Raw genomic sequence first — 13,029 nt, 5'->3', positions numbered from 1 at the left:
CATGTCCGTACTCACCGCCCCGTCCCGGTCCCCGCACGCCCTCGACACACCCCGCAGAGGCAGCGGCCGGCTCCGCATACTCGACGGCCTGCGGCTGCTCGCCGCGCTGCTCGTCGTGCTCTTCCACTACACCCGCCTGGGCGGCTGGCCCGCAGCCGAGGGGACCTTCCCCGTGCTCGGCGTCATCGCCCCGTATGCCTGGCTCGGCGTCGAACTCTTCTTCCTCATCAGCGGGTTCGTCATCTGCATGTCCGCCTGGGGCAGGCCGCTGCTCTCCTTCGTCCGCAGCCGCGTGGTCCGGCTCTTTCCCGCGTACTGGTTCTGTGTGCTCGCCACCGGAGCCGTCCTGCTGCTGCCGGGACTGCCCGCCGACGGCGACCGGCCGACGGTCAGCCAGGTCCTCACCAACCTGACGATGGTGCAGAGTTCGCTCGGCGTGGACGACGTCGACCGCTCGTACTGGACCCTCTGGTCCGAGCTGCGCTTCTATCTGCTCTTCGCGGTGGTGGCCTGGCTCGGTGTGACCCGCCGGCGGGTCGTCGCCTTCTGCTGGCTGTGGACGCTGGCCGCGGTGCTCGCCCCGGCGTCCGGCCTGCCGGTGCTCTCGCTGCTGGCCAACCCGCTGTACGCGCCCCTGTTCATCTCGGGCATCGCCTTCTACCTGATCCGCAGGGACGGCCCGCGCCAGGGCGCGCCCTGGGCGCTGCTCGGCGTGAACTGGCTGCTCGCGCAGCACAGCATGATCGAGGTGGCCAAGGTCTACAGCACGGCCTCGCACCGGATGTCATGGACCGTGTGCGTGGCCGTGGTGACGGCGTTCTATGTACTGATGGCGGCAGTGGCGCTGGGATACCTCGACCGGGTCGACTGGCGCTGGCTGACGACCGGCGGGGCGATCTCGTATCCGCTGTATCTGATCCACCAGGCGATCGGTGTGCGCCTCATCCACCTGTGGCGCGAGCACGTCCCGCCCTGGACACTGCTGCTCACCACCGTCGCCGCGATGGTCGCGGTGGCCTGGCTGATCCACCGTTACGTGGAGAGGCCGGGCGGGGCGCTGCTGCGGCGGGCGTTCGGCTGAGGTTCTACGCGGCGTCCACGACCCGGTAGAGCACCTGCCCGTTCGGCCCGACGGCCACCTTCTCCAGCGCGGGATCCGAGGCCTGCAGTCCCCCGTCGCTGCGCCACTGGAGCACCCATCGCGCCCCGTAGCGCTGCAGTGCGTCGAGGCGCTGCGCGCGGGAGCTGCCCGGCGCGAAGTACTCGGCCACCGTGGCCAGTCGCTGCTCCTGGTCCGGCAGGAAGAAGTCCGGGTAACCCGGCGCGACCGTGTAGGGCCCGTACGCCGGGATCTGGCGAGCCGCCCGCCCCTTGACCATCACCGTGTCCCCGTACGGCACATAGCGCGTGATCCACGCGTATCCGGCCCACGGCTGCCTGGTCTTCTCCCGTACGGCCGGCGGCAGCGCGTCCTGGCGCACCACGTAGCCGAGCACACCCGCCTGCGTCCACGCGCCCGCGACCAGCGCCGCCGCGACCACCGCGGCGAACGCGTTGCGCACGAGCCGGGTGCCGCCCGTGACCATGGCGAGCGCGGCGGCCAGCTGGGCCGGGAGGAGCACGGCGGGCAGCGCCCTGCCCCAGGAGTAGTGGCCGGTCAGCCAGCCGGCCGTCACCATCAGCGCCCCAAGGGCGAAGAAGACCACCAGCGGATCGCGGCGGTCCCGCCGCAGACGCAGGACGAGGGCAGCTACACCGATCAGGGCGAACCCGAAGTGCGGCAGCAGGCCGGTGTACAGCGGCCGGTGGATCTCCTCGAGGCCGCCCACGCCGAACAGCCCGAAGAACGAGTAGTACGGCCACCCGACGAGCAGCACCAACCCGGCCGTCATGCCCGCCCCGAGCCGCAGCCAGACCGCGCGTCCCGGCCACGGCCGCGCCCCGAGCAGCACCCCGAGCGCACCGAAGGTGGCGACCACGCCGGTGAACTGGTGGCTCAGCATGATCACGGCCCACATCAGGCCGAGTCCGATGCTTGCGGGCCAACTCGCCGACGAGCGCACGGCCTTGGTGAGCAGCGCCCAGAAGTGGAAGGACAGGCCGAGCGCGAAGGTGCTCGGGTAGGCCAGGGTGAGCGCCAGCGAGTTCAGGCCGGGAAAGCCGCTCCACTCGAAGACGACCGGGCCCCACAGGAGCAGCACGCAGAGCACGGCGAGGGCGGGTGCGGAGCGGCGCCGCGTGAAGGTCCGTACGAAATGCGGAATGCCGGTGAGCAGCAGGGCGAGCGAGACGAGAGCGGCGATCCGCAGCACGGTGAACGTGCCGAGTCCGGTGGCCTTCGCGAGGATGCCGAGCAGCAGCATCCACGGCGAGTAGTACGGACTGTCGCCGGTGGCGTCCACCATCGGGTTCCCGGGCGACAGCAGATCCGTGCGCAGCCGCTCGACGGTCGCCGCGTGGATCCCGAGGTCGCCCACCCAGGGAAGGCGGACCACGACGAGCAGCAGCAGCGCCCCGATGAGCAGCACCGCCGCACGCGACACCGCCCGCGCCGCGGCCGAGTCGGCGGCGGGCGCGAGCGGTGGGGACGCTGCGGGACGGTGCGGGGCGGGCGCGGCGGGCCGTTCGGCCGCGGTGCCCGTCACTTCATGCCCGCTGCGCGTCATGCTGGAAGACCCAGGTCCGGTACACCAGGAAGCGGAACGCGGACGCGAGCACGATCGAGCCGGCCTTGGCGATGTTGGAGCCGAGCGGCCCGTCCATCGCCATGCCGTGGTACGCCACGTAGAACAGGCCGCTCTCGACGGCGACGCCGATCCCGCTGAACACGAAGAAGAGCAGGATCTGCTGCCGGGTCCGCTTGGCGCGGTCCCGGTAGGCGAAGAAGCGGAAGCCCAGGTAGTTGGTGCCCATGGCGATGCAGCTGGCGAGGACCGTGGCGGTCATCGCGCTCCAGTCCAGGCCGTGGAGCAGCAGATTGAAGACGACGAAGTTCACGCCGACGCCGCTGCCGCCGACGATCGCGAACTTCGTCAGCTCCTTGGCGTACCGGACCATGCGGCGCGTACGCAGCCGTGGCGCCGCCTCCGGCAGCGCCACGGTGGGGGTGTCCTGCAGCGTCGTCATCGTGGAATGCTCACCAACTCGTCTCTGCGCGGGGGCTGTTCAGCGCCGGCCCCGGGCGGCGGCGCGCAGCTTCCACGGCATCGCCATGGACTCCAGCTGCACCGCGAAGTTCATCTTCGACTCGCCGACCGTGCGGTCCTCGAAGTGGATCGGCACCTCCATGACGCCGAAGCCGCGGCGCAGCGCCGCGTACTTCATCTCGACCTGGAAGCTGTAGCCCGCGCTGCCGACCGACGCGAGGTCGATCGCCCGCAGCGTGTCCGCGCGCCAGAGGTTGAAGCCGCCGGTGATGTCGCGGACGCGGGTGCCGAGGATGGTGCTCGCGTAGGCGTTGGCCCAGCGCGAGAGCAGCTTGCGGTGTGCGCCCCAGGCGTCGGACAGCGAGCCGCCCGGCACATAGCGGCTGCCGACCACGACGCCGGCGCCGGTGGACAGCGCGACGCCGAGCATCTCGCCGATCTTCTCGGCGGGGTGGCTGCCGTCGGCGTCCATCTGCAGCACATAGCGGGCGCCGTTCTCCACGGCGCGGCTCATACCCGCCGCGTAGGCGCGACCGAGGCCGTCCTTCTCGGTGCGGTGCAGGACGCGCATCCGTACGCGCGAGGTGTTGTAGCGCTCGGCCAGGGACTCCGCGAGGTCGCCGGTGCCGTCCGGGCTGGAGTCGTCCACGACGAGCAGGCTCAGGCCCGGCAGCTCCTCGCCGAGAGCCATCAGCGTCTCGACCATCCGCGGCAGACTGCCCGCTTCGTTGTACGTGGGCATCACGACGGTCAGCGCCGTGTCCGCCCAGGCTGCGGGCAGCGGCATCGGTGACTCGGTGGTCTTCGTCAGCATCTGGAGGTCCCTTGGCGCGCGTACACAATCGGACCCACCTTAACCCAAATGCCCGATTTAACCGCATAAAGGCGACGTGAGAGCGCTCGCCAGCGGCGTCTCGCCCCGCCGTACAACGGCGGAGCGCCCCGAAGCCATGGGCTCCGGGGCGCTCCGCCGGGTGCTGTGTCCGGTGACGCGGGTGCGCTACCCCGTCACGAGTGCGTGCGCAACAGCGTCCTCATCGTGCGCATCGCCACCGACAGGTTCGCCAGATCGAACGAGTCCGAGCCCTGGATCTCGTCCAGGGTCGTCTTCGCGCGGCCCAGGATCGCGGCGTTCTTCTCCTGCCACGACTTGAAGCGCTGCTCGGGCGTCGAGCTGCCGTTGCCCACCGACAGGACGTCCGACGTGAGCGCCGCGTGCGCCGCGTACAGGTCCTCGCGGATCGCCGCGCGGGCCATGGACGACCAGCGGTCCGTACGGGGCAGGGCGCTGATCCGGTCCATCAGCTGCGTGATGGTGAGCCGGTCACCGAGGTCGTAGTAGACCTCGGCGACGGCCATCGGGTCCTTGCCCACGCGGTCGGCGATCAGCACGATGTCGAGCGTCGGGAACGCCGAGGAGAACCCGGCCACGCGCTGCGCGAGCTCCTCGGGCACGGCGGCCGCGGTGAGCTCCTCGAAGATCTGCTGGTACCACTCGAGGTCCGCACCGCGCAGGAGCTTCGGCAGCTCGGCCCACACCTGGTGGACGCCCTCGCTGAAGAACCCGATGGTCTCGGCCAGTTCGAGCGGCTGCGGCCGGTTGTTGAGCAGCCAGCGGGTGCCGCGCTCGACGAGCCGGCGCGAGTGCAGCCGGATCCGGGTCTGGACGTCGGCGGCCACCACGTTGTCCAGGGCCTCGACCGCGTCCCACACCTCGGAGAGCCCGAAGATCTCGCGGGCCGCGGTGTGCGCCCGTACGACCTCTTCGAGCGAGGCGCCGGTCTCCTCGCGCATGCGGTGCAGGAAGCTGGTGCCGCCCGCGTTGACCGTGTCGTTCACCAGGACCGTCGTGACGATCTCGCGGCGCAGCGCGTGCGCGTCGATCTGCTCGGTGAACTTGGCTCGCAGCGCCGTCGGGAAGTACGCGTGCAGCAGGCTCTGCAGATAGGGGTCGTCGGGCAGATCGGTGGAGATCAGCTCCTCGGCGACGGTGATCTTCGTGTACGCGAGGAGCACCGCCGTCTCCGGCTGCGTCAGACCCAGGTCGTGGCCGAGCCGCTCTCGGATCTGGCGGTCGGTCGGCAGGAACTCCAGGGCCCGGTCGAGCCGGCCCTCGCGCACCAGCGTCCGCATGAAGCGCTGCTGGGCGTGGACCATGCTGGAGGACTGGGCGAGGGCGTTGGCCAGGGCGGTGTTCTGCGCGTAGTTGTTGCGCAGGACCAGTCGGCCGACCTCGTCGGTCATCTCGGCAAGGAGCTTGTTGCGCTGCTTGACCGTCATGTCGCCGTCGGCCACGACCGCGTTCAGCAGGATCTTGATGTTCACCTCGTGGTCGGAGGTGTCCACGCCCGCGCTGTTGTCGATCGCGTCGGTGTTGACGCGGCCGCCGGCCTGCGCGAACTCGATGCGGCCGAGCTGGGTCAGACCCAGGTTGCCGCCCTCGCCGACGACCTTGACCCTGAGGTCGGCGCCGTCCACGCGGATCGAGTCGTTGGCCTTGTCGCCGACATCGCCGTGCGACTCCGCCGAGGACTTCACGTACGTGCCGATGCCGCCGTTCCACAGCAGGTCGACCGGCGACTTGAGGATCGTCTGCATCAGCTCGGCCGGGGTCATCTTGGCGATGCCGGACTCGATGCCGAGCGCCTCGCGGATGTGCGTGTTGAGCTGGATCGCCTTGGCCGTACGCGGGAAGATCCCGCCGCCCGCGGAGAGCAGCTCGGTGTTGTAGTCGGCCCAGGAGCTGCGGGGCAGCTCGAACAGGCGGCGGCGCTCGGCGTAGGAGACGGCCGCGTCCGGGTTCGGGTCGATGAAGATGTGCCGGTGGTCGAAGGCGGCGACCAGGCGGATGTGCTCGGAGAGCAGCATGCCGTTGCCGAACACGTCACCGCTCATGTCACCGACGCCGACGACCGTGAAGTCCTCGGTCTGGGTGTCGACGCCGAGCTCGCGGAAGTGCCGCTTCACGGACTCCCAGGCGCCGCGGGCGGTGATGCCCATGCCCTTGTGGTCGTAGCCCGCGGAGCCGCCGGAGGCGAAGGCGTCGCCGAGCCAGAAGTTGTACGACTCGGCGACCTGGTTGGCGATGTCGGAGAACGTCGCCGTGCCCTTGTCGGCCGCGACCACCAGGTACGTGTCGTCCTCGTCGTGCCGTACGACGTCGGCCGGGGGCACGACCTCGCCGGCCACGAGGTTGTCGGTGATGTCGAGCAGCGCCGAGATGAAGGTCTTGTAGCTGGCGACACCCTCGGCCAGCCACGCGTCACGGTCCTTCGCGGGGTCGGGCAGCTGCTTGGCGACGAAGCCGCCCTTGGCGCCCACCGGCACGATGACGGTGTTCTTCACCATCTGCGCCTTGACCAGGCCGAGGATCTCCGTACGGAAGTCCTCGCGCCGGTCGGACCAGCGCAGGCCGCCGCGCGCGACCTTGCCGAAGCGCAGGTGCACGCCCTCGACGCGGGGCGAGTACACCCAGATCTCGAACGCGGGACGCGGCGCCGGCAGGTCCGGGATGGCCTGCGGGTCGAACTTCATCGAGACGTAGGAGTGCGGCTTGCCGCCCGCGGCCTCCTGGAAGAAGTTCGTGCGCAGCGTCGCCTTGATGACCACGAGGAAGGACCGCAGGATCCGGTCCTCGTCGAGGCTGGCCACCTGGTCGAGGGCACCGTCGAGCTCTTCGAGCAGCCCGTCGGTCAGCTCGGTGCCGGCCCGCTGGCGGTCCGGGGACATCCGCGCCTCGAAGAGGCTGACCAGCAGGCGCGTGGTGTGGACGTTGTTGCGGAGGGTGTCCTCCATGTAGTCCTGGCTGAACGTGGCACCCGCCTGGCGCAGGTACTTCGCGTACGCGCGAAGCACCATCGCCTGCCGCCAGTTGAGACCGGCGAGCAGCACGAGCGAGTTGAAGCCGTCGTTCTCGGCCTCACCGGTCCATACGGCGGCGAAGGCCTGCTGGAAGCGCTCGCGGGCGTCGTCGGCGAGATAGCCGCCGTTGCCGTTCGCCTTCGGCATCCGCAGACCGAAGTCGTAGATCCAGGCGTTGGTGCGGTCGTTGCAGCGCAGCTCGTACGGACGCTCGTCGACGACCTCGCAGCCCAGGCGCTGCAGGACCGGGAGCACCGCGGAGAGCGAGACCTGCTCGCCGGAGCGGTAGATCTTGAAGCGGCGCTCGCCGGGGCCCGCGCCCACGGGCTCGTACAGCGAGAGCGCGAAGTCCTGGTCGCTCTGGCCCAGGGCTTCGAGGTGGACCAGGTCGGCGACCGCGGAGCGCGGCGAGTGGTCGGCCTTGTAGCCCTCGGGGAAGGCGCCCGCGTACTTGCGCAGGAGCTCGGCCGCGCGCTCCTCGCCGCACTCGGCGTTCAGCGCCTCGGCGAAGCCGTCGGCCCAGGAGCGGGCGGCGTCGACCAGGCGGCCCTCGATGCGCTCGGTGTCGGCGTCGGTCAGCGCGGGCAGCTCGGTGCCGGGCGCGACACGGACCACGAAGTGCAGCCGGGAGAGGATCGACTCGGTGTTCCAGGCGGTGAAGTCGACGCTGGCACCGCCGAGTTCCTCCTTGAGGATGTCGATGATCCGCAGCCGTACGCCGGTCGTGTAGCGGTCGCGCGGCAGGTAGACGAGCGCCGAGTAGTAGCGCCCGTACTCGTCCTTGCGCAGGTAGAGCCGCAGCCGGCGGCGCTCCTGCAGGTACAGGACGCTGGTGGCGATGGTGCGCAGCTCGTCGATCGGCGTCTGGAAGAGCTCGTCGCGCGGGTACGTCTCGAGGATCTGCAGCAGGTCGCGGCCGTCGTGGCTGTTGGGCGAGAAGCCGGCGGCCTTGAGCACCTCGTCGACCTTGCGGCGGATCACCGGCACACGGCGCACGGACTCGGTGTACGCGGCGGAGGAGAACAGGCCCAGGAAGCGGCGCTCGCCGACCACGTTGCCCTCGGCGTCGAACTTCTTGACGCCCACGTAGTCGAGGTAGCTGGGGCGGTGCACGGTGGCGCGGCTGTTGGCCTTGGTCAGCACCAGGATCTTGTGCTCACGGGCCTTGGCGCGGGCGTCGGCGGGCAGCCGGTTGAAGGAGGGGCTGACCGGGTGGGCCTCGTCGCCGCCGGAGTGCTGCGGGTCGGAGCGCAGGATGCCGAGGCCGGTGCCGGGCACGGCGGCGAGCGAGTCGTCGTCGGTGAGGTCGTACTCGCGGTAGCCGAGGAACGTGAAGTGGTCGGCGGCCAGCCAGCGGAGCAGCTCGCGGGCCTCCTCGATGTCCTGCTCGCGCAGATCGTCGGCGGTGGGCTCCGAGGGCAGGTCCTCGGCGATGCGCAGCGCGGCGTCGCGCATCTTCTCCCAGTCCTCGACGGCCTCGCGGACGTCGGACAGGACACGCAGCAGGTCGGCGGTGATCTGCTTGAGGTCGGCGCGGTCGGTCTCCCGGTCGATCTCGACGTGGATCCAGGACTCGACGAGCGTCTCGTGCCCGGCCTCCGCGGCCGCCTGCGCCGCGGTGTTGTCGGCGATGACCTCGATCAGCTTTCCGGTGACATCACGGCGTACGACCACCTGGGGGTGGATCACGACATGGATGCCGCGGCCCTGGCGGGACAGCTCGTTGGTCACCGAGTCCACGAGGAACGGCATGTCGTCCGTGACGACCTCGACGACCGAGTGGCTGGAGGTCCAGCCGTTCTCCTCGACGGTCGGGGTGTGCACCCGGACGTTGGCGGTGCCCTGCGGCCGGTTCTCGGCCAGGCGGTAGTGCGAAAGAGCGGCGCCGAAGACATCGACCGGGTCGCGGTCGGTCAGATCCTCGGGCGCCGTGTGCAGGTAATAGCGCTGGAGATACGTGAGGACGGTGTCGCCGTCCGGCTTGTCGCCCTCACGCGCGGCACCGGTCGGGAGCTGCCCCCCGACCGGGCTGTGCTCAGCGACTCGGGCGGCCCTTGCGAGCAGCTCGGCCTTGGCTTCGTCCAGCTTGGTCTGCATGTCCTCTGCTCCTGTCAACGCGCCGTTGCGTGACGTAGAAGGAATGGATCGAACTCACGACAATTAGGACACAACGTCACGCCCGGGGTGAGGGTCGCAGTCGACGCTATGCCGCAATCCGAAGAGCAAGGGGCGTAATCGGCCAATGTCGTAGGCCCGCCCCGCGAGGTGATCCACGCCGCATCCGACGCCCGGCGGTCGGCCGGGCGAAGGCAGGGGGCTCCGATGCCCCCGCGGCTTATCGCACTGATCACGCCCTACAGGCTATCGCCCTCCCCCGGGGGACCGGCATGTGCCGTATGGGCACAAAAGCTGGGGGTGAACTTTGACGTTCCGGACAGCGACGCGGGGCACGGAAGGGGCGTATCGGACGGTTTCTGTGACGGCCCCTCTTGGCAAACCCCCGCCGCGGAGGCACGTTGACCGAGACGGCCCGGGCCGTCGGACCGGGTGCCCGGGGTCCATGTCCTGAGGTTCACGCCTGAGGGGAGCGGGAGCGACGATGTCAGCAAAGATCCTGATCGTGACGGGTGACGCGGCGGAATCCCTGGAGGTCCTCTACCCCTACCAGCGGCTGCGCGAAGAGGGCTACGACGTGCACATCGCGGCACCGGCCCGCAAGAAGCTCCAGTTCGTGGTCCATGACTTCGAGCCGGGCTTCGACACGTACACGGAGAAGCCGGGCTACACCTGGCCGGCCGACCTGGCCTTCTCGGAGGTCGACCCCGGGCAGTACGTGGCCCTGGTGATCCCCGGCGGCCGCGCGCCCGAGTACCTCCGCAACGACCCGGAACTGCGCAAGATCCTCAAAACCTTCTTCGACGCCGACAAGCCGGTCGCCCAGATCTGCCACGGCCCCCTGCTCACGGCGGCCATCGGAAGCCTCAGCGGCCGCCGCGTCACGGCGTACCCGGCCCTGGAGCTGGACATGCAGTCCGCGGGCGCCACGTTCCAGGACGCGGAGGCCGTCGTCGACGGCACCTTGGTCTCGGCCCGCGCCTGGCCGGACCACTCCCGGTGGATGCGGGAGTTCCTGACGGTGCTGCGGGCCAAGGCGCCGGTGACATAACAGCCCCTGCGGCGCTTGAGCAGATCTTTCAGCCCCTGCGGCGTTTGAGCAGATCCGAACGAAGTTCGGATGCGGGGGCGCAGGGGGCGAAGCCCCCGCATGCCCACCCACCCGGGGGTCCGGGGGCGAAGCCCGCGGTTTCGGGAAGGGGCGGGGCGGGGAGAAAAGCCCGCCGCAGGCGCCACCACCCCGCACCCGGACCGGACCCCTCACGCCACCAGCCGCTCCGCCTCCGCCACGGCGTCGGCGAGGGTGTCGACGACGGGCACCCCGGCGACGGCCAAGCTGGCCCGACTGTGCGACCCCCCGGTGTACAGCACGGCGAGCGCGCCCACATGCGCCGCGGCCAGCGCGTCGTCGACAGCGTCACCGATCACGACGGCCCGTGCGGGATCGACCTCGGACAGGGCGGCCAGGTGCCGAGCCATCTGCAGCGCCTTGCCGTCCGTGGAGTCCCCGACGCGCCCGTCGACCCGTACGAACCGCTCCTCGATCCCATGCGTCCGCACGATCGGCAGCAGCCGGTCATGCGGCGCGAGTGAGCACATCGACTGCGTCAGACCGGCGTCCTGCCACTCACCGAGCAGCCGGTCGGCCCCGTCCGCAAGACCCGCGGACTCGGCAAACGCCCAGTAGTGCCGGTGGAACGCCTCGTCCATGACGACCCACTCCTCGGCGGTGGGCAGCCGCCCCATGAGCCGCTCGTAGAACTTGGGCACGGGCACGCAGTACAGCTCCCGGTACCGCTCCAGCGTGATCGGCGCGAGCCCGATCTCCGCGAACGAGGCGTTGGTGGCCTGGATGACGGCGTCGATGTCGTGGAACAGCGTCCCGTTCCAGTCCCACACGATGTGCGCTTGCTTCCCCATGCAACGACCGTACCCACTCCCACCGACAACAGGACCACCCTGCCCGTCACACGGACAGGGCCCGCGGAATAACCGGCCGCCGCCCACCGTTCGGCTGATATAGTTGAACAATCAACAACAAGTGAAGGTGAGCAGCCATGCAGTTCGGGATCTTCACCGTCGGCGACGTCACGGTCGACCCGACGACCGGCCGCGCCCCCTCGGAGCACGAGCGGATCAAGGCGATGCTGGCCATCGCGCTCAAGGCGGAGGAGGTCGGCCTCGACGTCTTCGCGACCGGCGAGCACCACAATCCGCCGTTCGTCCCGTCCTCGCCCACGACGATGCTCGGCTACATCGCCGCCCGCACCGAGCGCCTGATCCTGTCCACCTCCACCACGCTGATCACCACCAACGACCCGGTGAAGATCGCCGAGGACTTCGCGATGCTCCAGCACCTCGCGGACGGCCGGGTCGACGTGATGATGGGCCGCGGCAACACCGGCCCGGTCTATCCGTGGTTCGGCAAGGACATCCGCGACGGCATCGACCTCGCCGTCGAGAACTACGCCCTCCTTCGCCGCCTCTGGGACGAGGACGTCGTGACCTGGAAGGGCAAGTTCCGTACGCCGCTGCAGTCCTTCACCTCCACGCCCCGCCCGCTCGACGGCGTCGCGCCCTTCGTCTGGCACGGCTCCATCCGCTCCCCCGAGATCGCCGAGCAGGCCGCGTACTACGGCGACGGCTTCTTCCACAACAACATCTTCTGGCCGGCGTCCCACACCAAGCAGATGGTGAGCCTCTACCGGCAGCGCTACGCCCACTACGGGCACGGCACCCCGGAGCAGGCGATCGTCGGCCTCGGCGGTCAGGTGTTCATGCGGAAGAACTCGCAGGACGCGGTGCGCGAGTTCCGCCCGTACTTCGACAACGCGCCGGTGTACGGACACGGCCCTTCGCTCGAGGAGTTCACCTCCCAGACCCCGCTGACCGTCGGCTCCCCGCAGGAGGTCATCGAGCGCACCCTGTCCTTCCGGGAGTACGTGGGCGACTACCAGCGCCAGTTGTTCCTGATGGACCACGCGGGCCTGCCGCTCAAGACCGTCCTCGAACAGCTCGACCTGCTCGGCGAGGAGGTCGTCCCGGTGCTGCGCAAGGAGTTCGCGAACCTCAAGCCGGCGAACGTGCCGGACGCCCCCACCCACGCGGCCCGTGTGGCTGCCCGGAACACGGAGGTCGGGACCGCATGAAGCTCGTCGTCGTCTCGGCGGGACTGAGCTCGCCCTCGTCCACACGGCTGCTCGCCGACCGCCTCACGGCGGCCACGCTGGGGCAGGTGGACGCCGAGGCCGAGGTGATCGAACTGCGCGATCTCGCCACGGAGATCGCCCAGCACTTCGTCACCGGCTTCCCGCCCGCGCGGCTCGCCGCCGCACTCGACGCGGTGGCGGCGGCCGACGGACTCATCGCGGTCACGCCCGTGTTCGCGGCCTCGTACAGCGGTCTGTTCAAGTCGTTCTTCGACGTCATCGACAAGGACGCGCTGACCGGCAAGCCGGTACTCGTCGGCGCGACCGGCGGCACCGCCCGCCACTCGCTGGTCACCGAGCACGCGCTGCGCCCGCTCTTCACGTACCTGCGCGCCCTCGTCCTGCCGACCGCCGTCTACGCGGCATCCGAGGACTGGGGAGCGGAAGGGCTCGCGCAGCGCATCACGCGGGCGGGCCGGGAGCTGGCGCGCTTCATGGCCCCGTCCACGGACGAATCCTCCGAGGACACTGCCGGCCGGTCCACGAACGAAGCCGGCCCGTCCGCGACCGCAACGGCAGCCGCGGCCGCCCCGGACGTCGACACCGCCGCGGCCATCGCGCCCCGCTCCCTGCACGGCGCGATCACCTCGGTCGACCCGGCCGCAGGCTTCGAGGTCGTCCCCTTCGCCCAGCGGCTCGCGGCTCTCCGCCCGGCGGATTAGCCATCTGTACGCGTACGGGCGAGAGGCCGGCGCCCT

9 protein-coding genes are annotated in these 13,029 nt (G+C 70.3%); 4 read left to right on the top strand and 5 right to left on the bottom strand.

Annotated features, from left to right (window positions below):
• Position 1 precedes the first annotated feature (1 nt).
• Positions 2–1,081, top strand: coding sequence for an acyltransferase family protein (locus H9Y04_RS37050; protein ID WP_187818593.1), 1,080 nt, complete (start codon positions 2–4; stop codon positions 1,079–1,081).
• 4 nt (positions 1,082–1,085) lie between these two features.
• Here H9Y04_RS37050 and H9Y04_RS37045 read toward each other — a convergent pair whose 3' ends face one another.
• The 4 genes from H9Y04_RS37045 to H9Y04_RS37030 all read right to left on the bottom strand — a co-directional run bounded on the left by H9Y04_RS37045 (position 1,086) and on the right by H9Y04_RS37030 (position 9,104).
• Positions 1,086–2,666 (bottom strand): putative glycosyltransferase family protein, encoded by a 1,581-nt coding sequence (locus H9Y04_RS37045; protein ID WP_236071933.1) that lies wholly within the window; start codon positions 2,664–2,666, stop codon positions 1,086–1,088.
• Positions 2,647–3,126 carry a GtrA family protein gene (locus H9Y04_RS37040; RefSeq protein WP_187818592.1) on the bottom strand — a complete coding sequence of 160 codons (480 nt, stop codon included), beginning with the start codon at positions 3,124–3,126 and terminating at the stop codon, positions 2,647–2,649. Before H9Y04_RS37040 ends, H9Y04_RS37045 begins: the two co-directional genes overlap by 20 nt.
• A gap of 39 nt (positions 3,127–3,165) precedes the next feature.
• On the bottom strand, positions 3,166–3,960 hold the full coding sequence (locus H9Y04_RS37035; protein ID WP_187818591.1) for a polyprenol monophosphomannose synthase: 795 nt from the start codon (positions 3,958–3,960) through the stop codon (positions 3,166–3,168).
• Positions 3,961–4,154: 194 nt separating this feature from the next.
• Entirely contained in the window at positions 4,155–9,104 is a 4,950-nt protein-coding gene (locus H9Y04_RS37030) for an NAD-glutamate dehydrogenase (protein WP_187818590.1), read from the bottom strand.
• 502 nt (positions 9,105–9,606) lie between these two features.
• On the opposite strand from H9Y04_RS37030, the gene H9Y04_RS37025 reads away from it, so the two are divergent.
• A complete protein-coding gene (locus H9Y04_RS37025) occupies positions 9,607–10,173 on the top strand; it encodes a DJ-1/PfpI family protein (protein ID WP_187818589.1) in 567 nt (188 codons plus the stop codon).
• A gap of 209 nt (positions 10,174–10,382) precedes the next feature.
• On the opposite strand, the gene H9Y04_RS37020 is transcribed toward H9Y04_RS37025, so the two are convergent.
• Positions 10,383–11,042, bottom strand: a complete 660-nt coding sequence (locus tag H9Y04_RS37020) for an HAD family hydrolase (protein WP_187818588.1) — start codon at positions 11,040–11,042, stop codon at positions 10,383–10,385.
• A gap of 137 nt (positions 11,043–11,179) precedes the next feature.
• Here H9Y04_RS37020 and H9Y04_RS37015 point away from each other — a divergent pair, with 137 nt between their 5' ends.
• A complete protein-coding gene (locus tag H9Y04_RS37015) occupies positions 11,180–12,271 on the top strand; it encodes an LLM class flavin-dependent oxidoreductase (protein WP_187818587.1) in 1,092 nt (363 codons plus the stop codon).
• Positions 12,268–12,993, top strand: coding sequence for a CE1759 family FMN reductase (locus H9Y04_RS37010; protein WP_187818586.1), 726 nt, complete (start codon positions 12,268–12,270; stop codon positions 12,991–12,993). Before H9Y04_RS37015 ends, H9Y04_RS37010 begins: the two co-directional genes overlap by 4 nt.
• The last annotated feature ends 36 nt before the right edge of the window (positions 12,994–13,029 follow it).

The sequence above is a fragment of the Streptomyces polyasparticus genome (assembly GCF_014493765.1).
Classification (GTDB): domain Bacteria; phylum Actinomycetota; class Actinomycetes; order Streptomycetales; family Streptomycetaceae; genus Streptomyces; species Streptomyces polyasparticus.
This window is presented reverse-complemented; position numbering and strand designations above follow the sequence as displayed.

Bases quoted from the DNA above. Each gene is read 5' to 3' on its own strand.
- H9Y04_RS37050 (WP_187818593.1), top strand. From the start codon at position 2: ATGTCCGTACTCACCGCCCCGTCCCGGTCCCCGCACGCCCTCGACACA.
- H9Y04_RS37045 (WP_236071933.1), bottom strand. From the start codon at position 2,666: ATGACGCGCAGCGGGCATGAAGTGACGGGCACCGCGGCCGAACGGCCC.
- H9Y04_RS37040 (WP_187818592.1), bottom strand. From the start codon at position 3,126: ATGACGACGCTGCAGGACACCCCCACCGTGGCGCTGCCGGAGGCGGCG.
- H9Y04_RS37035 (WP_187818591.1), bottom strand. From the start codon at position 3,960: ATGCTGACGAAGACCACCGAGTCACCGATGCCGCTGCCCGCAGCCTGG.
- H9Y04_RS37030 (WP_187818590.1), bottom strand. From the start codon at position 9,104: ATGCAGACCAAGCTGGACGAAGCCAAGGCCGAGCTGCTCGCAAGGGCC.
- H9Y04_RS37025 (WP_187818589.1), top strand. From the start codon at position 9,607: ATGTCAGCAAAGATCCTGATCGTGACGGGTGACGCGGCGGAATCCCTG.
- H9Y04_RS37020 (WP_187818588.1), bottom strand. From the start codon at position 11,042: ATGGGGAAGCAAGCGCACATCGTGTGGGACTGGAACGGGACGCTGTTC.
- H9Y04_RS37015 (WP_187818587.1), top strand. From the start codon at position 11,180: ATGCAGTTCGGGATCTTCACCGTCGGCGACGTCACGGTCGACCCGACG.
- H9Y04_RS37010 (WP_187818586.1), top strand. From the start codon at position 12,268: ATGAAGCTCGTCGTCGTCTCGGCGGGACTGAGCTCGCCCTCGTCCACA.